General features: G+C 68.3%; 24 protein-coding genes. 19 read left to right on the top strand and 5 right to left on the bottom strand.

All coding sequences use genetic code 11. The annotated features are described in order from the left end of the window. Nucleotides 1–67 precede the first annotated feature (67 nt). The 9 genes from JK358_RS04135 to JK358_RS04095 are packed head-to-tail and all read left to right on the top strand — an operon-like array spanning nucleotide 68 to nucleotide 8,983. The gene (locus tag JK358_RS04135) at nucleotides 68–1,543 is read left to right on the top strand and encodes an aldehyde dehydrogenase (protein WP_201943614.1); all 1,476 of its coding nucleotides are present in this window, start codon (nucleotides 68–70) and stop codon (nucleotides 1,541–1,543) included. Nucleotides 1,544–1,554: 11 nt separating this feature from the next. Further along, nucleotides 1,555–2,307, top strand: coding sequence for an SDR family oxidoreductase (locus tag JK358_RS04130; RefSeq protein ID WP_201943611.1), 753 nt, complete (start codon nucleotides 1,555–1,557; stop codon nucleotides 2,305–2,307). After that, nucleotides 2,304–3,188, top strand: a complete 885-nt coding sequence (locus JK358_RS04125; protein WP_201943609.1) for an NAD(P)-dependent oxidoreductase — start codon at nucleotides 2,304–2,306, stop codon at nucleotides 3,186–3,188. The genes JK358_RS04130 and JK358_RS04125 overlap by 4 nt, the downstream gene beginning before the upstream one ends. After that, on the top strand, nucleotides 3,185–3,550 hold the full coding sequence (locus tag JK358_RS04120; RefSeq protein WP_201943607.1) for a carboxymuconolactone decarboxylase family protein: 366 nt from the start codon (nucleotides 3,185–3,187) through the stop codon (nucleotides 3,548–3,550). The genes JK358_RS04125 and JK358_RS04120 overlap by 4 nt, the downstream gene beginning before the upstream one ends. Nucleotides 3,551–3,579: 29 nt before the next feature. After that, entirely contained in the window at nucleotides 3,580–5,052 is a 1,473-nt protein-coding gene (locus tag JK358_RS04115; RefSeq protein ID WP_201943605.1) for an FAD-dependent oxidoreductase, read from the top strand. 17 nt (nucleotides 5,053–5,069) lie between these two features. Beyond that, nucleotides 5,070–5,930, top strand: a complete 861-nt coding sequence (locus JK358_RS04110; RefSeq protein ID WP_201943603.1) for an LLM class F420-dependent oxidoreductase — start codon at nucleotides 5,070–5,072, stop codon at nucleotides 5,928–5,930. Nucleotides 5,931–5,988: 58 nt separating this feature from the next. Further along, nucleotides 5,989–7,230 (top strand): glycosyltransferase family 4 protein, encoded by a 1,242-nt coding sequence (locus JK358_RS04105; protein WP_201943601.1) that lies wholly within the window; start codon nucleotides 5,989–5,991, stop codon nucleotides 7,228–7,230. A 24-nt stretch (nucleotides 7,231–7,254) separates the two neighbouring features. Continuing rightward, on the top strand, nucleotides 7,255–7,986 hold the full coding sequence (locus JK358_RS04100; protein WP_201943599.1) for a class I SAM-dependent methyltransferase: 732 nt from the start codon (nucleotides 7,255–7,257) through the stop codon (nucleotides 7,984–7,986). Beyond that, a complete protein-coding gene (locus tag JK358_RS04095) occupies nucleotides 7,973–8,983 on the top strand; it encodes a prenyltransferase/squalene oxidase repeat-containing protein (RefSeq protein ID WP_201943597.1) in 1,011 nt (336 codons plus the stop codon). Before JK358_RS04100 ends, JK358_RS04095 begins: the two co-directional genes overlap by 14 nt. Here JK358_RS04095 and JK358_RS04090 read toward each other — a convergent pair. Beyond that, the gene (locus tag JK358_RS04090) at nucleotides 8,980–9,654 is read right to left on the bottom strand and encodes a class I SAM-dependent methyltransferase (RefSeq protein ID WP_201943595.1); all 675 of its coding nucleotides are present in this window, start codon (nucleotides 9,652–9,654) and stop codon (nucleotides 8,980–8,982) included. The two genes, JK358_RS04095 and JK358_RS04090, sit on opposite strands and share 4 nt — an antisense overlap. 97 nt (nucleotides 9,655–9,751) lie before the next feature. Here JK358_RS04090 and JK358_RS04085 point away from each other — a divergent pair, with 97 nt between their 5' ends. The 5 genes from JK358_RS04085 to cyp51 all read left to right on the top strand — a co-directional run bounded on the left by JK358_RS04085 (nucleotide 9,752) and on the right by cyp51 (nucleotide 14,367). Then, a complete protein-coding gene (locus JK358_RS04085; protein WP_201943850.1) occupies nucleotides 9,752–10,324 on the top strand; it encodes a TetR/AcrR family transcriptional regulator in 573 nt (190 codons plus the stop codon). A gap of 121 nt (nucleotides 10,325–10,445) precedes the next feature. Continuing rightward, nucleotides 10,446–10,694 (top strand): FeoA family protein, encoded by a 249-nt coding sequence (locus JK358_RS04080; RefSeq protein WP_201943593.1) that lies wholly within the window; start codon nucleotides 10,446–10,448, stop codon nucleotides 10,692–10,694. Continuing rightward, nucleotides 10,687–12,639, top strand: coding sequence for a ferrous iron transport protein B (gene feoB, locus JK358_RS04075; RefSeq protein ID WP_201943591.1), 1,953 nt, complete (start codon nucleotides 10,687–10,689; stop codon nucleotides 12,637–12,639). The genes JK358_RS04080 and feoB overlap by 8 nt, the downstream gene beginning before the upstream one ends. Continuing rightward, entirely contained in the window at nucleotides 12,636–12,899 is a 264-nt protein-coding gene (locus JK358_RS04070) for a FeoC-like transcriptional regulator (RefSeq protein WP_201943590.1), read from the top strand. The genes feoB and JK358_RS04070 overlap by 4 nt, the downstream gene beginning before the upstream one ends. Before the next feature lie 115 nt (nucleotides 12,900–13,014). Next, nucleotides 13,015–14,367: a lanosterol 14-alpha demethylase gene (gene cyp51, locus JK358_RS04065; RefSeq protein WP_201943588.1), complete on the top strand. Its 1,353-nt coding sequence runs from the start codon at nucleotides 13,015–13,017 to the stop codon at nucleotides 14,365–14,367. Between the two features lie 12 nt (nucleotides 14,368–14,379). Here the strand turns inward: cyp51 and JK358_RS04060 are convergent, their stop codons facing one another. Next, on the bottom strand, nucleotides 14,380–14,844 hold the full coding sequence (locus JK358_RS04060; protein ID WP_232850773.1) for a glutathione peroxidase: 465 nt from the start codon (nucleotides 14,842–14,844) through the stop codon (nucleotides 14,380–14,382). Between the two features lie 62 nt (nucleotides 14,845–14,906). Beyond that, entirely contained in the window at nucleotides 14,907–16,136 is a 1,230-nt protein-coding gene (locus JK358_RS04055; protein ID WP_201943584.1) for a cytochrome P450, read from the bottom strand. 205 nt (nucleotides 16,137–16,341) lie between these two features. Here JK358_RS04055 and JK358_RS04050 point away from each other — a divergent pair, with 205 nt between their 5' ends. Then, nucleotides 16,342–17,988 carry a GMC family oxidoreductase gene (locus JK358_RS04050; protein WP_201943582.1) on the top strand — a complete coding sequence of 549 codons (1,647 nt, stop codon included), beginning with the start codon at nucleotides 16,342–16,344 and terminating at the stop codon, nucleotides 17,986–17,988. 222 nt (nucleotides 17,989–18,210) lie between these two features. On the opposite strand, the gene JK358_RS40260 is transcribed toward JK358_RS04050, so the two are convergent. Continuing rightward, nucleotides 18,211–19,842 (bottom strand): PKD domain-containing protein, encoded by a 1,632-nt coding sequence (locus JK358_RS40260; protein ID WP_201943580.1) that lies wholly within the window; start codon nucleotides 19,840–19,842, stop codon nucleotides 18,211–18,213. A 132-nt stretch (nucleotides 19,843–19,974) separates the two neighbouring features. Here JK358_RS40260 and JK358_RS04040 point away from each other — a divergent pair, with 132 nt between their 5' ends. From JK358_RS04040 to JK358_RS04025, 4 genes are read left to right on the top strand one after another with little or no spacing between them, the layout of a single operon-like run. Beyond that, nucleotides 19,975–21,129, top strand: a complete 1,155-nt coding sequence (locus JK358_RS04040; protein ID WP_201943578.1) for an MFS transporter — start codon at nucleotides 19,975–19,977, stop codon at nucleotides 21,127–21,129. A 44-nt stretch (nucleotides 21,130–21,173) separates the two neighbouring features. Then, entirely contained in the window at nucleotides 21,174–21,953 is a 780-nt protein-coding gene (locus tag JK358_RS04035; protein ID WP_201943576.1) for a (Fe-S)-binding protein, read from the top strand. Next, on the top strand, nucleotides 21,950–23,404 hold the full coding sequence (locus JK358_RS04030; RefSeq protein ID WP_201943574.1) for a LutB/LldF family L-lactate oxidation iron-sulfur protein: 1,455 nt from the start codon (nucleotides 21,950–21,952) through the stop codon (nucleotides 23,402–23,404). The genes JK358_RS04035 and JK358_RS04030 overlap by 4 nt, the downstream gene beginning before the upstream one ends. Continuing rightward, complete coding sequence (locus JK358_RS04025) at nucleotides 23,401–24,054, top strand: LutC/YkgG family protein (RefSeq protein ID WP_201943571.1); 654 nt, start codon at nucleotides 23,401–23,403, stop codon at nucleotides 24,052–24,054. Before JK358_RS04030 ends, JK358_RS04025 begins: the two co-directional genes overlap by 4 nt. Nucleotides 24,055–24,503: 449 nt before the next feature. Here JK358_RS04025 and JK358_RS04020 read toward each other — a convergent pair whose 3' ends face one another. Beyond that, nucleotides 24,504–25,118: a TetR/AcrR family transcriptional regulator gene (locus JK358_RS04020; RefSeq protein WP_307817276.1), complete on the bottom strand. Its 615-nt coding sequence runs from the start codon at nucleotides 25,116–25,118 to the stop codon at nucleotides 24,504–24,506. Nucleotides 25,119–25,215: the final 97 nt, after the last annotated feature.

Here is a 25,215-nt window from a genome sequence, read left to right as displayed (position 1 = left end):
TTCTTGCGCGTCCCGAAGCACCGAACCTATAGTCCGTACACGTGTCCGGACAGCATGGGAGCTACCGATGACCTCGAGCAGCCACGCCCCGGAGGGCGGCTCTCAACTGCTGGTAGGCGGCAAGTTGACGCCCGGCGGCAATGGCGTTTTCCCGACCGCGAATCCGGCCACCGGCGAGATCCTCGGCTACGCGGCCGACGCCGACAGCTCGGATATGGACACCGCGGTGGCCGCCGCGCGCACCGCCTTCGACACCACCGACTGGTCCCGCGAGCACGGCTTCCGCGCGACCTGCCTGCGGCAGCTGCGGGACGCGCTGCGCGGGCACCTCGAGGAACTGCGCGACATCACCATCGCCGAGGCCGGCGCGCCGCGCATGCTGACCAGCGGCCCCCAGCTGGAAGGGCCGATCGGGGATCTCGGATGGTTCGCCGACCTCGCCGAAAACTATTCGTGGGAAACCGATCTCGGCGTCGCCGCGCCGATGGGGATCAAGAGCGCGAGGCGGATGCGCAGGGAGCCGATCGGCGTGGTCGGGGCGATCACGCCGTGGAACTTCCCGCATCAGATCAACTTCGCCAAACTCGGTCCGGCGCTGGCGGCGGGCACCACCGTGGTGCTCAAGCCCGCGCCCGATACACCCTGGTGCGCGGCCTTCGTGGGCCGAATCATCGCCGAGGAGACCGATATTCCGGCGGGCGTGGTCAATATCGTCACCTCCGGCGATCATGCCCTGGGCGCGCAGCTGGTCACCGACCCGCGCGTGGACATGATCTCGTTCACCGGGTCGACACAGACCGGCCGAGCCGTCATGGCTTCGGCGGCAGCATCATTGAAGAAGGTGTTCCTGGAGCTGGGCGGCAAGTCGGCCTTCATCGTGCTCGACGACGCCGACCTGTCCGCCGCCGTGAGCTACGCGGCCTTCGGCGTGTGCGTGCACGCGGGCCAGGGCTGCGCGATCAGCACCCGGCTGCTGGTGCCCCGCGCGCGGTACGAGCAGGCCGTGGAGATCGCCGCCCGCACACTGAGCGGCATCCGGCCCGGCGATCCGAACAAGCCCGGAACCGTGTGCGGCCCGGTGATTTCCGAACGCCAGCTGGCGCGCGTCGAACGCTATCTCGACCTCGCCCGCGCCGCGGGCGGCACCATCGTGACCGGCGGCAAGCGGCCCGAACAGCTCACCAGCGGCTGGTTCATCGAACCCACCCTGATCGCGGGCCTGCCCAACAGTTCCGTGGTGGCGCAGGAGGAGATCTTCGGCCCGGTGCTGGTGGTCATCCCGCACGACGGCGACGACGATGCCGTCCGCCTGGCCAACGACTCCCCCTACGGCCTGTCCGGCTCGGTATGGGGTTCCGATCCCGAACGCCTGCGCCGGGTGGCCGAGGGTGTGCGCACCGGAACGCTGAGCGTGAACGGCGGCATCTGGTATTCGGCCGACGCCCCCTTCGGCGGCTACAAGCAGTCCGGCATCGGACGCGAGATGGGCGTGGCGGGCTTCGAGGAATACACCGAGACCAAACTCATCGCGACCGGCTGCTGAAGGAGCACGTCATGGCCCGATTCACGGATAGATCCGTCATCGTCACCGGAGCCGCCCAGGGGATCGGCGAAGGCTATGCCCGCGCGCTCGCCGCCGAAGGCGCGAAAGTCGTTGTGGCAGACCTGAACAGCGAGCGCGGGGAGGCGGTGGCCAAGCAGATCACCGCCGACGGCGGGACGGCCGTCTTCCGGAGGGTGGATGTCGCCGATCCCGAATCCGCCGCCGCGCTGGCCGAATTCACCGTCGCCGAGTTCGGCGGCATCGATCACCTGGTCAACAATGCCGCCATCTACGGCACCATGAAACTCGACCTGCTGCTGACCGTGCCGTGGGACTACTACAAGTCGTTCATGGGCGTGAACCTCGACGGTGCGCTCAATATGACGCGGGCGGTGTGGAAACCCATGTCCGAGGGCGGCGGCGGGTCCATCGTCAATCAGTCGTCGACGGCGGCCTGGGTGTACTCCGGGTTCTACGGGCTGGCCAAGGCGGGCATCAACAGCCTCACCCAGCAGCTGGCACATGAGCTGGGCGGGTCCAGGATTCGCATCAATGCCATCGCGCCCGGCCCGACCGATACCGAGGCCACGCGCACGGTCGTACCGGGCGGCATCGTGGACCTGATGGTGCAGCAGCTGGCCATCAAACGGCTCGGCACCCCGGAGGACATGGTCGGGGCCTGCCTCTACCTGCTCTCCGATGACGCGGCATGGGTGACCGGACAGGTGTTGAACGTGGACGGCGGTCAGGTCTTCCGCCCATGAGTGACAACGAGGATTTCGCCGTCGGCTTCATCGGCCTGGGCAATATGGGCGCGCCCATGGCCCACCGGCTGCTGGACTGGCCCGGTGGGCTGGTGGTCTGCGATATGCGGCCGGAAGCGTTGCAGCCCTTCGCCGATGGGGGCGCGACACCGGCCAAGACGCCCGCCGAGGCCGCCGAACAGTGTGGCGTCGTCTCGGTCGTGGTGCTCGACGACGCACAGGTGCGCGCCGTCGTCGCCGGGCCGGAGGGCATTCTGCGGACGGCCGCGCCCGGCACGGTCATCGCCGTGCACTCCACCATCGCCGATGCGACGGCCGTGCAGCTCGCGGCCGAATGTGCCGAGCGCGGTGTGGAATTCGTGGACGCGCCGATCAGCGGCGGGGCCCCGGCCGCGCAGCGGGGCGGGCTCGCGGTCATGGTCGGCGGGAGCCCGGCGGCGTTCGAGAAGGTGCGCGCCCCGTTCTCCCGTTTCGCGTCGATGCTGGTGCACGCCGGTGCGGTGGGTGCGGGCACGCAGATGAAGCTGGCGCGTAATCTGCTGCATTTCATCGCATTCAGCGCGGCCGCCGAGGCGCAGCGGCTGGCCGAGACGGCGGGGCTGGACATCACCGAACTCGGCAAGGTGGTGCGGCATTCCGATTCGCACACCGGCGGTCCTGGCTCGATCATGTTGCGCGACACCACCGATCCGGTGGAGCCGGGCGACTTCTGGTTCCCGATCTTCAGTCACGTCCGCGATCTGGGCGAGAAGGACCTGTCGCTGGCCCTGGAACTGGGGCAGCGGCTCGGCGTCGAATTGCCTTTGGCACGACAGGCATTGGGCGACCTCGGCACCGGGCTGGGCGTCGGCCCGGGGCATATCGCGAAGGAGAAGTCATGACAGACGAACGCCGGCAGCGCGGTTTGCAGAAGATGACCGAGGTCTACGGCTGGGAATTCCAGGACGGGCCCGGCGAGCATTTCGCCGTCACCGCCGATCACCTCTTCGCCGATATCTGGTCGCGCCCCGGGCTTTCCATCCGCGACCGGCGACTGCTGCTGCTCGGTGCGCTCACCGCGCAGGGGCTGTTCGACATCGCCGAGATCCAGATCGGGGCGGCCCTGCACAACGAGGAACTCGACGAGGAGCAACTGCGCGAGATCGCGCTGTTCCTGTGCCACTACGCGGGCTGGCCCGCGGGCACGACCCTCGACGGGCGGATCGGCAAAGTGCTGTCCCAGCGCAAGAAGAAGACCCAATAGCTCTCCAGCAGTGAGGAACACAGGAAACCATGGCTGAAACCGCGACCGTGCGGCCGCTTCCCGCCGACGAGGTCACCGCCTGGGATCTCGAGGCCGATGTGGTCGTCATCGGATTCGGCATCGCCGGTGTATGCGCCGCCATCGAGGCCCGGCGCGCGGGCGCGGATGTGCTGGTGCTGGAACGCACCGGCGGCTGGGGCGGCGCGGCCGCCATGTCCGGCGGGTTCATCTACCTCGGCGGCGGCACCGCGCTGCAGCGCACGCTGGGCTTCGAGGACACCGCCGAGAACATGGAGAAGTTCCTCACCGCGGCGCTCGGGCCGGGTGTGGACGAAGCCAAGATCCACGACTACTGCCAGGGCAGCGTGGAGCATTTCGATTGGCTTGTCGCCCAGGGTGTTCCGTTCAAGGAGGAGTTCTGGGGCGAGCCCGGATACGAGCCGCCCGGCGATCAGGGGCTCATGTACTCCGGCGGGGAGAACGCCGCGCCGTTCAACGCCATCGCCGATCCCGCGCCGCGCGGGCACCTCGCCCGGACCCGGGACAAGAAGCTGGGCGAGAAGGGCGGCGGGTACATGCTCATGGAACCGCTCGCCCACCAGGCCGAGGAACTCGGCGTCCGGCACGAATACGACGTGCGGCTGCGGCGGCTCGTCGTCGAGGATTCCGGGCGGGTGGCCGGGGTCGTCGCCACCCGGTACGGCAAGCCGCTGCACGTGCGCGCCGCACGCGGGGTGGTGCTGGCCACCGGCAGTTTCGCCTACAACCACGAGATGGTCGAACGCTTCGCACCGCGGATCCACGGGCGGCCCACCGCCACCGTGGAGGAGCACGACGGCATCGGCATCCGGGTGGCGCAGGCGCTGGGCGCGGAACTGGCGCATATGGACGCCACCGAGGTCGCGCTGGTCGCCGACCCGCAGGTGGTCGTGCGCGGCATCCTGGTGAACGGGCGCGGGCAGCGGTTCGTCACCGAGGACACCTATGCCGGGCGCATGGGTCAGGCGGTGCTGCTGGATCAGGAGAACCAGGCGTACCTGATCATCGACGAGGCGGCGCTGGAGGCGGCGTTCGAATCGCAGTCCTCGCTGGCGTTCCTGCGGACCGCGCCCACCTGGGTGGCGGAGACAGTGGCCGAACTGGAGAGCGAGATGAAGCTGCCCGAGCGGGCGCTGCAATCGACCATCGAGCTCTACAACCACCACGCCGCGCAGGGCGAGGATCCGTTCCTGGGCAAGAAGCGCGAGTGGGTGAAGCCCATCGGGACGCCGCTCGGCGCGTACGACCTGCGCGGGTACACCGGCGGATTCACGCTGGGCGGTCTGCGCACCGATCTGGATTCGCGAGTACTGCACGTGTCCGGGGAACCGATTCCCGGACTGTACGCGGCCGGACGGGTGACCTCCGGCATCTGCGCGGGCGGCTATGCCAGCGGATGTTCGCTGGGTGACGGCAGTTTCTACGGGCGGCGCGCGGGTGTGTCCGCGGCCGAGGGCAAGTGAGAAGGGTACCGGGGTAGATGCGATACGGGATCGTCCTGTTCACCAGCGACCGGGGGATCACCCCCGCGGCCGCTGCGAAAGCCGCCGAGGAGCGCGGATTCCACTCCTTCTTCGTGCCGGAGCACACGCATATTCCGGTGAAACGTGATGCGGCGCATCCGCTCACGGGCGGCGCGGAGCTGCCGGACGACCGGTACACGCGGACGCTGGATCCGTGGGTGTCACTGGGTACGGCGGCAGCGGTCACCTCGCGGATCGAATTGTCCACCGCGGTGGCGCTTCCCGTGGAGAGCGACCCGATCACGCTGGCCAAGGCCATCGCCACGCTGGATCATCTGTCCGGCGGGCGCGTCACACTCGGGGCCGGATTCGGTTGGAACACCGATGAACTCGCCGATCACGGAATTCCGGGCAACAAACGCCGCACGGCCCTGCGCGAGTACGTGGAGGCCATGCGCGCCCTGTGGACGCAGGAGGAGGCCAGCTACTCCGGCGATTTCGTGTCCTTCGGACCGAGCTGGGCGTGGCCGAAACCGGTGCAGGCGCACGTGCCGGTGCTGATCGGCGCGGGCGGCACCGAGAAGACGTTCAAGTGGATCGCGCGTTCCGGGGACGGGTGGATCACCACCCCGGCGGAAACCGATCCGACAGGGGCTGTCTCGCTGCTCATGAAGTGCTGGCAGGACGCGGGACGGGAAGGCGTGCCGCGCGTGGTCGCCCTGGACTTCCGGCCCGATGCGGAGAAGCTCGCGCACTGGGCGGCCGCCGGGGTCACCGATGTGCTGTACGGGCTGCCCGACAAATCCGAGGACGAGGTGCTCGCCTACCTCGACCGGCTCGCGGCCAAGATCGCCGCCCTACCGGACTTCTCCCGGTAGCCGGTCTGAAAACTCCTCTCCACCACTACATTTCACCTCCGCCGAGGAAGGCTGTGACGTGCGTATTGCCCTGCTGTCCTATCGCAGTAAGACCCACTGTGGCGGGCAGGGCGTCTACGTCCGGTATCTGAGCCAGGGGCTCGCGGAGCTGGGCCACGAGGTGGAGGTGTTCTCCGGGCAGCCGTATCCGGAACTGCTCGATCCCCGGGTGCGGTTGACCGAGGTGCCGAGCCTGGACCTGTACCGGGAACCCGACCCGTTCCGGACGCCGCGGCCGAGTGAGATCCGGGATCGGATCGACCTGCTGGAACTGGCGACCATGTGGACGGCCGGGTTCCCGGAACCGCGCACGTTCAGCCTGCGGGCGGCACGACTGCTGGCGTCGCGCACCGCGGATTTCGATGTGGTGCACGACAACCAGTGCCTCGGGTACGGGCTGCTGGATATCGCCGGGCGGATGCCGCTGGTGGCCACCATCCACCACCCCATCACCCGGGACCGGGAGGTGGACCTGGCCGCCGCGCCCTGGCGGCGGAAACTCGCCCTGCGCAGGTGGTACGGATTTCTCGGCATGCAGGAGAAGGTGGCGCGGGCGATTCCGGATCTGATCACCGTGTCCTCCTCGTCCGCCGCGGATATCCGCGCCGATTTCGGGGTCTCGCCGGAGCAGTTGAACACGGTGCCGCTGGGCGTGGACACCGAACTGTTCCGGCCGCGCGAGGAGCCCCGGGTGCGGGGCCGGATCGTCGCGGTGGCCAGTGCGGACAAGCCGCTCAAGGGCATCGCGCATCTGCTGAACGCCGTTGCGCGCCTGCGCACTACGCACGATCTGGAACTGCGCCTGGTGGCGAAGCTCGAACCCCATGGGACCACCGAGAAGCTGATCGCCGAACTCGGCCTCGCCGATATCGTCACCGCCGAGGGCGGGCTCAGCGACGACCAGCTCGCCCGGCTGCTCGCCTCGGCCGATATCGCCTGCATTCCCTCACTGTACGAAGGGTTTTCGCTCCCGGCGGTCGAGGCGATGGCCAGTGGCACGCCACTGGTGGCCAGCCGCGCCGGAGCTCTGCCCGAGGTGGTGGGCTCCTGCGCCGAACTGGTCGAACCCGGGAACGCGGACGAGTTGACGCGGGTGCTCGGCGCACTACTCGATTCCCCCGACCGCCTGCGGCAGCTCGGCGCGGCCGGTCGCCGCCGTGCCCTGACCGTCTTCAGCTGGGAATCCGTTGCGGCACAAACGGTATCCGTCTACGAACAGGCCATCGCCAGGCACGGCGCCCGCCCGGCCCTGGCGCGCTAGCCCCCACCCGAGTCAGGAGAGAACATGCTGACCGTCGATTTCGACCGGCTGCGTATCGGCCCCGGCCTCCGCGTCATCGACGTGGGCTGCGGCGCGGGCCGGCATTCCTTCGAGGCGTACCGCCGGGGCGCGGACGTCATCGCCTTCGACCAGAACGCCGCCGACCTCGCCGATGTGCGGACCATGTTCGAGGCCATGGCGCAGGCGGGCGAGGCCCCCGATTACGCGAAGGCCGAGACGGTGCGCGGCGACGCCCTCGACCTCCCCTACGGCGACGACGAATTCGACGTCGTCATCGCCTCCGAGATCCTCGAGCACGTCCCCCGGGACGGCCAGGCCATCAACGAACTGGTCCGCGTCCTGAAACCCGGTGGCGCACTGGCTGTCACGGTCCCCCGCTGGCTGCCCGAGCGCATCTGCTGGGCGCTCTCGGACGAGTACCACGCCAACGAGGGCGGCCACGTCCGCATCTACCGCGCCGACGAACTCCGCGACAAGATCGCCTCGCGCGGCGTGCGCCACATCCGCACCGGCTACGCCCACGCCCTGCACTCCCCCTACTGGTGGCTGAAATGCGCGGTGGGCGTGCGTGCGGACGACAACCCCCTGGTCTCGGCCTACCATCGGCTCCTGGTCTGGGACATGATGTCGGCCCCCGCCCTCACCCGCGTGACCGAACGCCTGCTGGACCCCTTCATCGGCAAGAGCGTCGCCCTCTACTTCACCAAACCGGCGGTCCGCAGTGGCAGACGCTGAAATCCCGTCCGTCCCCGGCATTCTCACCGCCGGAGAATGCCTGCGCACTGCCGAATCCATTGCCGCCGCGCAGGAATCCGACGGCGCCATCCCCTGGTTCCCCGGCGGCCACACCGACCCCTGGGACCACATCGAATCGGCGATGGCCCTGACGGCGGCGGGTCTACTGGACGAAGCCCGCGCCGCCTACGCCTGGTCCGCCAAAACCCAACGCGCGGACGGCTCCTGGCCCAAACAGTTCCGCGCGGGCGTCATCGAGGACCCCGACACCGACACCAACTTCTGCGCCTACATAGCCACCGGCGTCTGGCACTACATCCTGAGCACCGGCGACGCCGTCTTCGCCGCCGACATGTGGCCGGTGGTCCGCACCGCCGTCGATTTCGTCCTCACCCACCAGGCCCCCGGCGGCGAAATCCATTGGTCCACAGGCCCGGACGGCAGTTCCGGCGAAGCCCTCCTCACCGGCAGCTCCAGCATCTTCCACAGCCTGCACTGCGCCATCGCCCTGGCCGCCCACCTGAACCGCCCCCAACCTGCCTGGGCGGCAGCCGCCCACCGCCTGGGCGACGCCCTCCGCCACCGCCCCGGTTCCTTCCTGGACAAGAGCCGCTACTCCATGGACTGGTACTACCCCATCCTCAGCGGCGCCCTCCGCGGCGAGCCCGCCCACACCCGAATCCGTTCCCACTGGCCCGATTTCGTAGTCCCCGACCTGGGCATCCGCTGCGTCTCCGACCAACCCTGGGTCACCGGCGCCGAAACCTGCGAACTGGTCCTGACATTGGACGCGATAGGCGACACCGACCGCGCCCGGCACCTCTTCTCGAATATGCAGCACCTCCGAGAATCCGACGGCTCCTACTGGACCGGCCTGGTCTTCACCGACGGCAAACGCTGGCCCGAGGAACGCACCACCTGGACCGCCGCCGCCATGATCCTCGCCGCCGACGCCCTCTCCCGCACCACCCCGGCGAACGCCCTCTTCCGGCACTAGTTGCAGGCGGCGGTGCGCTGCAGGATGCGGAGGGAGCCGGTGACGGAGAGTTCGTGGAATTTTCCGGAGGTGAGGGCTCGGCGGTAGATGTTGTGGGGGGCCTGGCCGCCGTCGGCGGGGTCGGGGAAGACGTCGTGGATGGCCAGGAGGCCGCCGCCGGCGATCCAGTGGACCCAGTTGTCGTAGTCGCGCTGGGCGGCTTCCTCGGTGTGGCCGCCGTCGATGAAGAGCATGCGGAGTGGCGCGCGCCAGAACTTGGCGGCGGCGGTGGAGGAGCCGACGATCGCGGTGACGGTGTCGGTGAGGCCGGCGCGAATCATGGTGCGGCGGAAGGCTGTCAGCGTGTCGAAGCGGCCGGTTTCGGGGTCCACCAGGGTGGTGTCGTGGTACTCCCAGCCGGGCTGATGTTCCTCGGAGCCGGAGTGGTGGTCGACGGTGACGACGGACGCGCCGGATTCCCGGGCCGCCGCGCCGAGATAGATGGCGGATTTGCCGCAGTAGGTTCCTATTTCGAGGATGAGGCCGCCGGCGGCGTAGGTGCGGGCGGCTTCGTAGAGGGCCTGGCCTTCTACCGGGGGCATGAAACCGGTGACTTGTTCGGCGAGGGTGAACAATTCGCGGGTGGCTGCGGGAATTTCGGCCTGGGTCACGGGAGAACCTTTCTGGGGCATTCGGATTCATGCGGGATACGCATGAGCGAGTTGCCCGGGGAGCTGAGTCATAGTAGCATCCGGACACGTGTCTGATACCCATTCCAACCACTCGATGGTGAGCATGGAGGCCACGCGGCGGCGGCTCACCGAGAAGCAGGCCGACACCGTCGACCGGCTCACCCGGGCGGCCATGGAGGTGCTGTCCCGGGAGGGGTTCGCGGGGCTCACCGTGCGCATGGTGGCCGCGTCGGCAGGGGTGGGCACCGCCACCGCGTACACCTACTTCTCCTCGAAGGAGCACCTGGTCGCGGAGGTTTTCTGGCGGCGACTGGCGACCACCCCGCCGCCGCGGGGCGGGGAATCGGACCGCGACGCGCGGGCCCTGGCCGTGCTGCGGCAGATCGCCCTGCTGGTGGCGGACGAGCCGCAGCTCGCGGGGGCGGTGACGAGCGCGCTGCTGGGCACCGATCCGGATGTGGCGCACCTGCGGTTGCGCATCGGCACCGAGATCCGCAGGCGGCTGGCCGCCGCACTGGGCGAGGACGCCGACGCGACGGTGGTGGGCTCGCTGGAAATGCTGTATGCGGGAGCGCTCGTTCAGGCCGGAATGGGATATGCCTCATACTCCGAAATCGCAGATCGCCTCGAAGACGCAGCTCTGCTCATTTTGAAAAGCCAAGGGCGATAGGGACAAACGACCCTATTCGGGCATTATCATCTTTGGTTAGCCTGCTCTCAGATTCTTCTCAATCTTCGGCGTTACTTTCCGAACGACGAAATTCTCGGATGAGTTGGGAGATGGGTTTATCGTGAGCACCCTGCTGAGCGGCAGACCGGGCGACAGCTTTCGAATCGAACGAATTGCCGGACAGCAGAGTCACCGACGCAGGCTGCTCGAAATGGGCCTGATCCCCGGCACCACTGTCACCGTCACCGGCGTGGGCGTCTTCGGCGGTCGCATCCTGCGCGTGGGCGACGCCCGCATCGCGGTGGACGCGGGCACCGCGAAAGCCGTCGCCGTCACGAAGACCGGCGCGACGGCGACCCACCATGAGTGAATCCTGTTGCGGCGATACCGGTTCCACCACCGGAGCCACCCTCACCGCCACGGCTTCCGTTGCGCTGGTGGGTAATCCGAATGTCGGCAAGTCCACGCTGTTCAATGCCGCCACCGGCGCCCGGCAGCGGGTCGGCAACTGGCCCGGCACCACGGTCGGCGTCACCGAGGGCGAATGGCGGCTCGACCCCGGACACGCACTGCGCCTGATCGACCTGCCCGGCACCTACAGCCTGCTGCCCATCTCCCCCGACGAGGCCGTCACCCGCGACGCCCTGTACGACCCCGGCAATCCGCCCGATGTGGTGGTGGCCGTCGCCGACGCCGCCAACCTGGCACGCAGCCTCTACCTGGTCTCCCAGGTGCTGGAGGTCGGCCTGCCGGTGGTGGTGGCGCTCACCATGACCGATATCGCGGCGGACCGCGGCATCGACGTCGACCCGCAACGTCTGTCGATGGCGCTCGGCGTGCCGGTCGCGACGGTGAACGCGCGCAACGGCAACGGCACCGCGGCCCTGGCCCACGCTGTCGGTGAAGCGCTCACCCTGCGCACCGTTCCCGCGTCACCGCGACTCGACGCGATCGGCGACGCGGATTCCCTTGCGGACGACGATGATCCGGAACTGCTGGTGGCCGAACGCCGCTACGCCTGGGCGCACGAGGTGCTCGCGCAGACCGTCGGGGAGAGCCGGGCCACCACGACGCTCAGCGACCGCGTCGACCGCGTCCTCACCCACCGCTGGTTCGGCGTGCCGATCTTCCTGGCCGTCATGTGGGCGGTCTTCGAACTGACCACCACCGTCGCCGCACCGCTCCAGGATCGCCTGGGCGACTTCGTCACCGGCACCGTCGCCGACGGCGTGCGCGGCTTCCTCACCGAGCTGCACGCCCCGGAACCCGTCGTGGGCCTGCTCTGCGACGGCGTGATCAACGGCGTCGGCCAGCTGCTCAGCTTCGTGCCGCTCATGCTGATCATGTTCATGCTGCTCGGCCTGCTGGAGGATTCGGGCTACATGGCCCGCGCCGCCTTCGTCGCCGACCGGCTCATGCGCACCATGGGCCTGCCGGGCCGCGCCTTCCTGCCGCTGATCGTCGGCTTCGGCTGCAATGTGCCCGCCATCTCCGGCACCCGCGTCCTGGCGAATCCGCGCCACCGCATGCTGACCGCGCTGCTCATCCCGTTCGTGAGCTGCAATGCCCGCCTGGTCGTCTACATGATGCTGGCGAGCGTGTTCTTCGAACAGGGCGCGGGCACGGTCGTCTTCGCCATGTACGTGGTCTCCATCGCGCTCGTGGTGGTGATGGGACTGCTGCTGCGCGGCACCCTCTTCCGTGACATGGCGAGCGAACCGCTGGTGCTCGACCTGCCGCCGTACCGCCGCCCGAGCCTGCGCGTCCTGGGCATGCACACCCGGCAGAAGATGAGCGGCTTCCTGCGCACCGCCAGCGGCATCATCGTGGCGACCGTGACCGTGGTGTGGCTGCTGGCCTCGATTCCGTTGGGCGCGGGCACCTTCGGGCACGTCGACCCGGCCGACAGCGTGCTGGGCGGGGTGTCCTCGGCCATCTCCCCGATCTTCGCGCCGGCGGGCTTCGACGACTGGCATGCGAGCGCGGCGCTCACCACCGGATTCGTGGCCAAGGAGGCCGTGGTGGCCACGGTCGCGCAGTCGTACAGCATGGACGATCCCGGCGACGGGGGCGCGCCGGCACCGCTCGCGGACGCCCTGCGCGACACCTTCGACCACTCCTCCGGCGGGCACGCGCTGCCCGCGGTGCTGGCATTCATGATCTTCCTGCTCGCGTACACGCCGTGTATGACCACCCTCGCCGTGCTGCGGCAGGAGGTCGGCACGCGCATGACGCTGTTCAGCGTCGCACTGCAGTTGAGCGTGGCGTGGGTGCTGGCCGTGGCGGTGTTCCAGGTCGGACGGATCTTCTGGTGAGCCCGCTGCGGCAGGTGCTCGCGGAGATCACCGCGGCGCGCGGCGGGGTCCGGCTCGACGATGTGGCCCGGCGAGTGGGAGTGTCTCGCGCCGAGGTGGATTCGATGGTCGAGTACTGGGTGCGGCGCGGCAGGCTGTCCACCGAGGCGATCGGCTCCGGCTGCCCCTCGGACGGCTGCGGCACCTGCCCGAGCACCGGTTCGTGCGGCACCGCACCCGTGGGGCCGGTGCTGATCGCGATCACGCCCCGCCCGCACTGACCGCTTGCGGCACAGGGTTTTCCGCCACGCGTCTTGTCGCGCCACTCTTCCCGTATTACCGTCTAGACACGTGTCCATCACGGATGGATTCAGCAGCGCTGCGGGAGGTGTTCCGATGACCACGGTCGAACCACGCCAGGTCTCCGGAGGAGAACACGAGCACGGCCACCTGGAGGAATTCCGCACCGACCCGATCGGGCTCATGAACCGGGTGCGCACCGAATGCGGGGATGTGGGCCGATTCCGGTTGGCGGACAAGGACGTCATCCTGCTGTCCGGCGCGCAGGCCAACGAGTTCTTCTTCCGCGCGGGCGACGAGGATCTCGACCAGGCCGCCGCCTACCCGTTCATGAAGCCGATCTTCGGCGAGGGCGTGGTGTTCGACGCCCCGCCGGAACGGCGAAAAGAGATGCTGCACAACACCGCACTGCGCGGCGACCAGATGCGCGGGCACGCGGTCACCATCGCACGCGAGGTGGACCGGATGCTGGCGCGCTGGGGCGACGAAGGCGAGATCGACCTGCTCGAGTTCTTCGCCGAGCTGACCATCTACACCTCCTCGGCCTGCCTGATCGGAGTGAAGTTCCGCGAGGAGCTCGACGACCGGTTCGCGCACCTCTATCACGAGCTGGAGCGCGGCACCGACGCCTACTGCTACGTGGACCCCTACGCCCCCATCGACAGCTTCCGGCGACGCGACGAGGCCCGATGGCAGCTGGTGAAGCTGGTCCGGCACATCATGGCCGGGCGGCTCGCGAATCCGCCGCGGGGCAAGGACGATCGGGACATGCTGGACGTGCTGGTCTCGGTGCACGACGAACACGGCAATCCGAGATTCTCGGCCAGCGAGGTCACCGGCATCTTCATCTCCATGATGTTCGCCGGGCACCACACCACCTCGGGCACGGCGGCCTGGACCATCATCGAACTGCTGCGCAATCCCGCAGTGCTGCAACGGGTCGTGACCGAGCTGGACGACCTCTACGCCGACGGCGCGGACGTGAGTTTCCATGCGCTGCGCCAGATTCCGAATCTGGAGGCGGTGCTCAAGGAGGTGCTGCGGCTGCATCCGCCGCTCATCATCCTGATGCGGGTGGCCCGCGACGAATTCGAGGTGTGCGGGCACCGCATCGGCCCCGGCGATCTCGTCGCCACGACACCCGCGGTCTCCAACCGGATTCCGGAGGATTTCCCGGATCCCGACCGCTTCGACCCGGACCGCTACCTCGATCCGAATCAGGCCGATCTGGCCAATCGCTGGACCTGGATCCCGTTCGGCGCGGGCCGCCACCGCTGCGTCGGCGCGGCCTTCGCGCTCATGCAGCTGAAAGCGATCTTCTCGATCCTGTTGCGCGACTGGGAATTCGAGCTCGCACAGCCGTCCGAGAGCTACCGCAACGACCACTCCAAGATGGTCGTGCAGCTCGAGCAGCCGTGCGCGGTGCGCTACCGACGGCGAAACCGGTAGCGCGACAACGTCCTACAGCGCGGCTTCGATCGCGGCCGTCACCGACGGGTCCTTGGGCTCGGTGCGCGGCCGGATCCGGCTCAGCACCGTGCCGTCGCGCCCGATGAGGAACTTCTCGAAGTTCCACTGCACGTCCCCGGCCTCGCCGGCGGCGTCGGCGACCTGGGTCAGCTCCTGGTACAGCGGGATCCGGCCCTCGCCGTTCACCTCGCTCTTCTCCAGCAGCGGGAAGTCCACGCCGTAGGTGGTCGAGCAGAATTCGGCGATCTCCTCGGCGGTGCCGGGCTCCTGACCCATGAACTGGTTGGACGGCACGCCGATCACGGTGAAGCCGCGCGGACCGTAGGTCTGCTGCAGTTCGACCAGCCCGCCGTACTGCGGGGTCAGACCGCATTTCGAGGCCACGTTCACCAGCAGCACCACATTGTCACCGGCCAGTTCGGCGAGCGTGGTGGGCTTGTCGTCCAGGGTGCGCAGCGGAATTTCGCGAAGGTTCGTCACCCTACGGATAGTAGAACGAGTTCGTGCCGGCTTCCGGATCAGCTGTACCGCACCTGCCAGTGTTTGATCCCGTTGATCCAGCCGTGCCGCAACCGCTCCGGCGGCGCGACCTCGGTGAGTGTCGGCATGGCATCGGCGATGGCGTTGAACATGAGGTCGATTTCCAGCCGCGCCAGGTTCGCGCCCACACAGAAGTGATTGCCGGTACCGCCGAACCCGACGTGCGGATTGGGATCACGCAGCACATCGAATCGGAACGGATCGTCGAACACCGTCTCGTCGAAATTGGCGGAACAGTAGAACAGCCCTACCCGGTCGCCCGCGGCAATGGCCTGCCCGCCGAGTTCGGTGTCCGCCATGGCCGTTCGCTGAAATGCCGTGACCGGCGTGGCCCACCGCACGATCTCGTCGGGCGCGGTGCGCGGCCGCCGGTCCCGATACAGCTCCCACTGCTCCGGATTGTCGACGAAGGCTTTCATGCCGTGCGTGATGGCATTGCGCGTGGTCTCGTTGCCGGCGACCGCCAGCAGGATGACGAAGAACCCGAATTCGTCGGAACCCAGGGCCTCCCCGTCGATATCGGCGGTGACCAGCTGGGTGACGATATCGTCGACCGGGCAGGCCCGCCGCTGCTCGGCCATGTTGTAGGCGTAGCCGAGCAATTCGACATTGGCCTGCATGGAGTCGCCGAATTCCGGATCATCGTAGTTGAGCAGCTGATTCGACCAGTTGAAGAGTTTGTGCCGGTCGTCCTGCGGCACGCCGAGCAGTTCCGCGATGGCCTGCAGCGGTAATTCGCAGGCCACCTGCTGCACGAAATCCCCGCCGCCGCTCGCTTTCGCCTCGGCGACAATGGCGGCGGCGCGTTCGGTGAGCGCCTTGCGCAGCCCCTCGACCGCGCGCGGCGTGAATCCCTTGGAGACGATGCGGCGCACCTTGGTGTGCTTGGGCGGATCCATATTCACCAGCAGCGCGTCGCGGGTCAGCTCCAGCTGTTCGGCGGTGGCGTCGCTGCGCATTCGGATGATGGAGCCTTTGGCGTGCGAGGACCAGAGGTCGGCTCGCCGCGAAACCTCTTTCACGTCTTCGTGTCTGGTGATCGCCCAGTATCCGCCGTCGGTGAAGGGCGCGGCCTGTTCGGGCGTCTGCGCATTCCACCAGACGGGTGCGGTGCGGCGCAGGGCGGCGAATTCCTCGACCGGGCTGCGCTGCGCCCACAGGGCCGCGTCTGTGAAATCGAATCCGGTGGGCAGTGACGGAACAGACACTGTTCCTCCTGGGGCAGACAGCCGCTGTGATCACGGATCTGGAACGTGTTTCACGTCGATTCAACCACGCCGCGACGTGCGGGACCACGGTTTCGAAACGGTGCGCTTAAGTCGATCTTGATACTCCGGCGGGACATCCCTAGTGTGCACAGACTAGAACTTGTTCTACAGTGACTCCAGGCACACCAGAGGATAGGTAACGAACATGACCGCTTCGCCGCGCTCCGCGGACGCCGCAACCGAAGCCGATTACGTCGTCGTAGGCGCGGGTAGCGCCGGGGCCGTGGTGGCGGGCCGCCTCGCCGAGCGCGGCGCGAGCGTCATCCTGTTGGAAGCCGGGCGCAAGGACGACACGCGACTGGTCACCAGCCCCGGCATGATCACCATGGTGCACACGGTCCCGCAGCTGAAGAAGCGCGTGACCTGGAAGCAGTTCTCCACCCCGCAGAAGCACGCCAACGACCGCCTCATCCCCATGACGCGCGGCAAGGTGCTCGGCGGCTCCAGCTCCGTCAACGGCATGCTCTACGTGCGCGGCAACCGCGCCAACTTCGACTCCTGGGCCGCCGAGGGCTGCAAGGGCTGGAGCTACGACGACGTCCTGCCCTCCTACAAGAACCTGGAGAACTGGGAGGGCGGCGCCAGCGAATACCGCGGCGCGGGCGGCCCGGTGCAGGTGACCCGGCAGCAGGAACTGACGCCGATCACCCAGCAGTTCATGAAGACCGCCTCCGAGGTGCTCGGCACGCCGATCATCGACGACTACAACGGCGAATCGCAGGAGGGCATCTCCGTCTTCCAGCAGAGCGTGCGAAACGGGCTGCGCTACAGCTCTTCCCGCGCCTTCATCACCGAGCGCCCGAACTCGGGCCTGAAGGTGCTGACCAACGCGCACGTCACCCGCGTGGTGATCGAGAAGGGCCGGGCCACCGGCGTCGAGATCGCGGAGAAGGGCGGCCGCCGGATCATTCGCGCCGCCAAGGAGGTCATCGTCTCCGGCGGTGTCGTCGGCTCGCCGCAGATCCTCATGCTCTCGGGCATCGGCCCGGCCGCGCACCTGCGCGAACTCGGCCTGGACGTGCACGCGGATCTGCCGGTCGGCCAGAACCTGCACGATCATCTTTTCGTGCCCATGACCTTCGTGTCGAAGAAGGCCATCCACCGCGGCATCCCGACCTACTTCGCGCGCGGCATCCTGCGTGAGCTGCGCAACCCGGGCAGCTCGTGGATGGGCCGCACGGTCTTCGAGGCCGCGGGCTTCGTCAAGACCAAGTTCGCCGAGGGCGCACACCCCGACATGCAGATCCACACCCTGCCGTGGAGCTACCCGACGCCCAACCAGGACGCCGACAAGCTGCACCTGGTGGACCGGCGGCCCGCGCTCACCATCATGCCCTCGCTCATCTACCCGAAGAGCCGCGGCGAACTGCGGCTGGCCTCGGCCGACCCGTTCGCCTCGCCGCTCATCGACCCGGGCTACCTCACCGACCCGTGGGATACCGAATTCCTGGTCGAGGGCATCAAGATGATCCGGGAAGTCATGGCGCACAAGAGCATCGCGGGCGATGTCATCGAAAACTTCTTCCCCGGAACCGATTACAGCGACGAGACCGCGCTGCGGCGGGAGCTGCCCAACCGCGTGCACTCCATCTACCACCCGGTCGGCACCTGCCGCATGGGCACCGACGAGCGCTCCGTGGTGGATCCGACGCTGAAGGTGAACGGCATCGAGGGCCTGCGCGTCGCGGACGCGTCCATCATGCCGAGCATCACCGGCGGCAACACCAACGCGCCGAGCTACCTGATCGGCGAGAAGTGCGCCGAGTTCTTGTCCGCCTCTCCGAGCCTTTAGCGCCCAGCTGAGCGCCGTCACCGGTTGTGCACGCGTGCCGGCGGTATCGTGCACAACCTATTTCGGTCGTACCCGGTGAGTTACCCCCAACGCACGAAATCAGTTGTCACGTCGCGAGAACCACGGTGTCCGGGCCAGCTCCAACTTCCCTTGCCACCCCGGGCACCGTCGCCGCCCCCGGCCGAATCCTTCGACCGGGGGCGGATCTCGTTGTGGCCGATATCAGCCGATCATGACCGGGTGGTCCAGCTCGTACAGGCGGCGATGGCCGGTCATATCCGTGACCAGCAGACGCGGCAGATGCGGGCCACCGGCCGTGTAGGTGTGCGAGGCGTGCGGGCCGGAGGCGGCCAGATGCCCGCCGTCACCGAAGAACCACTCGTATTCCCGAATGCCGCCGCCCGCCTGCGAGGCGTCGAAATGCACCGTCAGCCCGGACGGACCCGTGGTGCGGGAGGCGGTGAAACCCGTCCCCGGGGAGCCGCCGTCGCCGAACCACTCGCGGACGACCGGATTCAGCAGGAAGGTATCGGCGAAGCGCTCGGCCTCCCGGGCATTCGGCGGTTCCCCCGTGACGCCGTGGCACTGGGCTCGCACCGTGGCCGCGTGCCCGCAGGTGAGCACGCGCAGCGAGGAGGTCTCGTCGCCGAGCGGATGCATCCAGGAGACCGGCTTCCCGCTCGCGCCCTGATCGAACAGGCCGTCGGCGGAAACGGCGTAGGCGGTTCCGGCGACCGCGTTGGCCTGGGTCGCGGCCTGCCGGAACACCTCCGCCGAGACCCGCACGAACTCCGACCAGCGCTGGCGCAGCCCGTCCGGCATACCCTCCACGTCGGATCCGTCGAAGTAGTTGGCCACCAGTACTTTCGGACCCCCGGCGAGGGCGTGCGCCCGCTCGATGGCGGCTTGGATGCCGCGGCCGCCATAGCCGGATTTGGCGCTGCTGAAGTACGGCACGTTCGCCGCCGGATTCTCCGGTTCGGCCCCGATGCCCGCGCACTCCCGCCGCACGGCCTCCGACAGCTCGGCGGTGCCGGGAGTGACGCCGACGGGGATGCCCAGGAAGGGGTCCAGATCGTTGATGCAGCCGTTCATGAGCACCAGATCGATGGGGTAGCCGCCGTGTTCGGCCTCGGTGGCGGCCTGTGCCAGCTGGCAGAACACATCCGGGGTGCGGTCGGCGAGCGCGCTCGGATCGGTGAGGTCCTCGCCGTCGGCCGGGGCCGCAGCGGCCGGGCAGCGCGTGTCGTCATTGGCGGCGGGCAGGCCGGGAGCGTCCAGGACCGCGCCGGCCACCGAGTAGTCGTGCACCTGCGCGCCGCGGCCGGTTTGCTCGCCCAGGGCCTCGGCGGTCAGCTGGGCGAAACTGCGGTCGTCGTCGAGCCGCTGACCCCACAGCACCGAGTCGCCGACCGACACCACGTGCAGCGGGCGGCAATCCCGGCTCACCCGGAATTTCCAGGCCCGGCCGAACTCGCCGACCGTGCCGCCGGGCACTCGGGAGCGGGCGTCCACGCGTAGCAGGCCGTCCGCGGGTAGCTCGTCCTGGCGTAGGTCGAACCCGACGGTCACCACATCGGTGGTGACCGGTGTGATCCCGGACCGAATCGGCTGCTCACCGGCCAGTATCCGCCACTCCACCTCGGCCTGCGCGGGCACGCCGGCCGGGTACCAGACCGCGGTGGTGCCGCGTAGCGGGCCCTCGCACAGGCCGTCCGGCGGGGTGCTGACATCGATGATCAGGGGTAGGTCGGACAGGGGTTCGGCCTGGGCTGGAATCGGGCACACCGCGATCGCACCCAGCAGGGCCGGCAGCAGGGCCGCACGGCACCGGCGGGATCGCCACACCTTCACATGCTCCTCCTCGGAATTCCTCCGCAATCTGACAGCAGACACGGTGGAGGGGCAATCTCCCGCAGGCTCGCAAGGCGCGCCGAATTGGCCCAATTTAGCGCCTTCTACCTGCTCATCTGTTAGACAAAAGGGATGAATGCGAGAAATCTGACGCTCGCTACACTGGCCTTCGCGCTCACCTTCTGGGCGTGGAACCTCATCGGTCCGCTATCGAGTAGCTACACCGATGACCTGAACCTCTCCCCCGGACAGGCCTCCCTGCTCATCGCCACCCCGGTCCTGGTCGGCTCGCTCGGCCGCATCCCGGCCGGCGTGCTCACCGACAAATTCGGCGGACGGCTCATGTTCGCCGTCATCTGCTTCCTCTCGATCATCCCGACACTGATGGTCGGCTGGTCGAATTCCTTTGGCGCGCTGATCTTCTGGGGCTTCTTCCTGGGCATCGCGGGCACCTCCTTCGCGGTCGGCATCCCGTTCGTGAACGGCTGGTACGAACCCGCCAAGCGCGGCTTCGCCACCGGCGTCTTCGGCGCGGGCATGGGCGGCACCGCACTGTCCGCACTGCTCACCCCGCGACTCGTGGACCACCTCGGGCGCGCGCAGACCCATATCCTCATGGCCGTGGCGCTCGCGATCGTGGGCGTGGTCGTGTACATGTTCGCGCGCAACGCACCCGGCTGGACCCCCGCTACCGAACCGGCGCTGCCGCGCATCAAGGACGCGCTGAAACTCAAGGCCACCTGGCAGGGGTCGCTGCTGTACGCGGTCGCCTTCGGCGGCTTCGTCGCCTTCTCCACCTACCTGCCCACCGTGCTGCGCAACGTCTACGAATTCGCGCAGTCCGACGCCGGACTGCGCACCGCGGGCTTCTCCATCGCGGGCGTGCTCGCCCGGCCCATCGGCGGCATCCTGTCCGACAAGATCGGCCCGGTGCGGGTGCTCACCATCGCCTTCGCGGGCACCGCCCTCATGGCCGTGGTGCTCGGCTTCGAACCGCCCGCCGAATTCCCGGCCGGAATCAGCCTGGTACTCATGGCTTTCTTCCTCGGCCTCGGCACCGGCGGCGTCTTCGCCCTCATCGCCAAGCTGGTGGAACCCGCCCGCGTCGGCACGGTCACCGGTCTCGTCGGCGCGGCCGGCGGACTCGGCGGCTACTTCCCGCCGCTCGTCATGGGCCTGGTCTACAGCTCGCGCGGCGACTACACGCTCGGCTATCTCCTGCTCGCTCTCACCGCGGCGGCCGCACTGGCCTATACCCTGAAAGTTGGCCGCCAAATACCGAATTGACGCGCCCGTAGCGAAGCGGAGGGCATCAAACACTAAGGGGCCGCATGCGCACCGCACTGTTCGTCACCTGTATCAATGACGTGCTCTTCCCGGGCACCGGGCAAGCGACGGTGCGGCTGCTGCGCAGACTCGGCGTCGACGTGGAATTCCCGATGGCGCAGAGCTGCTGCGGGCAGATGCACTGCAACACCGGGTATCGCGCCGATACCGCCAAGCTCGCACGGCATTTCGTGGCCGTGCTGGGCGAATACGACCGGATCATCATGCCGTCGGCCTCCTGCGGGCAGGCCCCGCGCGAGTTCTACATGAAAGCGGCCGAGCAGACCGGGGACGGAAAACTGGCGCTGGACACCCAGGCCATCCTGCCCAAGATCCGGGAGGTCACCGAGTTCATCACCGACGATCTCGGGATTAACGATGTGGGAGCGTACTTTCCGCATCGCGTGACCTATCACCCCACCTGCCATTCGCTGCGCATGCAGCGCATCGGGGAACGGCCGATGAGCCTGCTGCGGGCGGTGGCGGGCATCGATCTGGTGGAACTGCCCGCCGCGGAGGAGTGTTGCGGATTCGGCGGCACGTTCGCGGTGAAAAACGCCGCGGTCTCCGGGGCCATGAACGGCGACAAGGCCGAGCACGTCCGCGAGACCGGCGCGAATGTGCTCACTGCCGTGGACAATTCGTGCCTCATGAATATCGGCGGGCGGCTGGCGAAGGACGGTACGCCGGTGCGCGGCATGCATCTGGTGGAGATCCTCGCCCGCACCCGCGCCGACGGCCCGCTGCCCGGCATCCCGATGGCCGCGGCGGAGGTGGCGTCATGACCAAGAGCTTCGTGGGCTGGCCGCCGTTCCCGGAAGCGGCCGAGAAGTCCACGCGCGACGAACAATTGCGCGCCAACGTGCATCGGGCCACGCACACCATTCGCGGGAAACGCGATGTGCTGGTGAACGAGCGGCCGGACTGGCAGCAGTTGCGCGACAGCGCCGCCGCCGTCAAAGACACTGTGCTGCACCACCTCGACTCCTATCTGATCCAGCTGGAGCGCACCGTCACCCAGGCGGGCGGGGTGGTGCACTGGGCCACCGACGCCGCCGAAGCCTGCCTCACCGTCACCGAACTCGTGCGGCGCACCGGCGAACGACAGATCGTGAAGGCCAAATCCATGCTCACTGAGGAGATCGGGCTCGACGAGGCACTGGCCGCGGCCGGAATCGACGCGCGCGAAACGGATCTCGCGGAGATCATCCTGCAGCTCGGGGACGATCTGCCCTCGCACATCGTGGTGCCGTCCATGCATTTGAACCGCGGGCAGATCCGCGACATCTTCGTGCGCGAGATGGGCAAGCACGGGCGGCCCGCGCCCGAGGGGCTCAGCGATGATCCGGGCGAGCTGGCCGACGCGGCCCGGCTGCACCTGCGAGAGAAGTTCCTGACCGCCAGGGTCGGCATCACCGGCGCGAATTTCCTGGTGGCCGAGACCGGCACCGTGGTGATGGTGGAATCCGAGGGCAACGGGCGCATGTGCCTGACGCTGCCGGAGACGCTCATCTCCGTGGTCGGCATCGAGAAGGTGATACCCACCTGGCGCGACCTCGAGGTGTTCCTGCAACTGCTGGCGCGCAGCTCCACCGGGGAGCGCATGTCGCCGTACGTGTCGAGCTGGACCGGGGTCACCGATCGGGACGGGCCGCGCGCGTTCCATCTGGTGCTGGTGGACAACGGGCGCAGCCGGGCCCTCGCGGATCATCTGGGGCGGGAAGCGCTGCGCTGCATCCGCTGCGGGGCGTGCATGAACATCTGCCCGGTGTACGAGCGCACCGGCGGGCAGACCTACGGCTCGGTGTATCCGGGGCCGATCGGGGCGATCCTGAATCCGCTGCTGAAGGGCGCGGACGATCCGCAGACGGCCTCGCTGCCCTACGCGTCCTCGCTGTGCGGGGCCTGCAACGAGGTGTGCCCGGTGCGGATCGACATCGTGGGCAACCTGCTGGAGCTGCGGCACGATATCGCCGAAGGCGAGGCCAAGGTCAAGCATCGGGCGGAGAAGGCCGCGCTGGACGCGATGGAGAGCGTCATGTACCACCCGCAGCTGTGGGCCGCCGCAGTGAGGGCGGCCGGGATCGCAGGCGTGGTCGCGCCGAAAAAGCATCTGCCGCCGCCGCTTTCGGGATGGACCGACAGCCGGGTGGTACCGGAGGTGCCGAAGGAGTCGTTCCGGGGCTGGTGGAAGCGCACCAGCGGCGGATTCCACGCCGACGGGGGGTCGCGATGACCGCGCGCGAAACGGTGCTCGCCCGTGTCCGGGAGGCGCTGGCCGATCTGCCCGCCGATCGGCGCACCACCACCGTCCCTCGCGAATACCTGCGCCACGCACCGGGTTTGGACCCGCACGATCACGACGCGGTGGTATCGCTGTTCATCGAACGGTTGAAACACTATGGCGCGCAGTCGCATCGAGTGCACGCCGCCGCGCTCCCGGACACCATCGCGGCCGCGCTGCGCGGCCGGGACGCGCACAGTGTGATCGCGCCCGCCGGGGTGCCCGCGTCCTGGCTGGCGGGCTGGGCCGCCGAGCCGGGGAATCGGGTGCTCTCGGATGATCCACAACTGTCCCCAGCCGAACTCGATGCTGTGGATGCCGTCGTCACCGGTTGCGCTGCGGCCGTGGCCGATTCCGGCACCGTGGTGCTCGACGGCGGTCCCGGCCAGGGGCGGCGCGCCCCGACCCTGGTCCCGGACTGCCATATCTGCGTGGTGCGCGCCGAGCAGATCGCCTCCTCCATTCCGGAGATCATCGGGCTGCTCGATCCGCAGCAGCCGCACACCTGGTTCAGTGGGCCGTCGGCCACCGTGGATATCGAGATGATCCGCGTGCAGGGTGTGCACGGGCCGCGGCGGCTGGTGGTCGTCATCGTGGAGTGAGATCGCGAAACCGGCCGATTTCCAGCGTCTTTCACAGCTACAAGATCTTGTTAAGGCCGCGCCAAGCGCGGCCCAGCATCGTGTGTGTCAACGCCGGAACATCTGGACCACCCGGAACCGGTGCTACCGCAGGGACTCGACCCGTCTACGAGGGGTGGCGGGTCGAGTTCCAGCAAACCAACCAGACGGTTCAAAACTGCAGACTTGGCCTGTGGAGGAGGGGACCACAGGCCAGGCTACCCCCGGGCGATCTTGTTTCGTCCGTATCGTGGCCGAGGTCCCATCCCGCGGCGCATCATGGAGAGTAAGTGCGCCAACGAGATTGGGGAGAGACGATGGAAACAGTGGTCGTCTTCGTATTGGCCTGCCTGATCTATTGGTTCGGCCTATTGCGCTGAGCCCATTTCACCGCTGAGCCCATTTCACCGCTGCGCCCCGCACAGCGCGCCTCATCGCGCGGACCCCGCCGCGGTGGTCGCCACCGCGAGCAGGGCATCCGCGATCTGACGACAGAACACGTCGGCGTCCTCGGTCCCGTGCGTCAGCGCACGAATGAGCGTGGCCCCGCGCAGCAGTTCGAAGACCGCCCCGGCATCACAGTCCGGATCGGCCTGCCCGTGGGCCGCCGCCTCGGCCAGCAGGTCCCGTAGCGCCTCCTGCGTGGGCTGTTCGCCGCGCTCCAGAATCCGCCGGTAGCTCTCCTGATCATCGTGATAATCCGAGAGCAGGCCCGGAATGGCCGAGCGCGCCGCCGGATGCGCGGAGGCGACCAGGAACAGCCGGGTCCAGGCCAGCAGATCCGCGCGCAGGTCACCGGACACGGGCGGATAGTTCGCGGTGTCCAGCGCGGAGAAGACGGCATCCTCCACCAGGGCGCGCTTGTTCGGCCAGCGGCGGTAGATCGAGGTGGTGACCACCCCGGCCCGGCGGGCCACCGCGGCGATCGTGGTGGCCTGATACCCGGCCTCGATCAGCTGCTCCCGGGTCGCGGCCAGCACCTGGGTATCGAGCTGCGGATCGCGCGGCCGTCCCGGGCCGGTGCGGGTCTCGATGGGTGCGCCCACGGCAGATCTCCTCGGTTTCGAAGAACTTTCCGGAAACAGGCTATCCCGCTCACAGGTTTCAAATACGCTACGGCCCGTATTCTAATTCACCACCCGA

The sequence above is a fragment of the Nocardia acididurans genome (genome assembly GCF_016741815.1).
GTDB lineage: Bacteria > Actinomycetota > Actinomycetes > Mycobacteriales > Mycobacteriaceae > Nocardia > Nocardia acididurans.
This window is presented reverse-complemented; position numbering and strand designations above follow the sequence as displayed.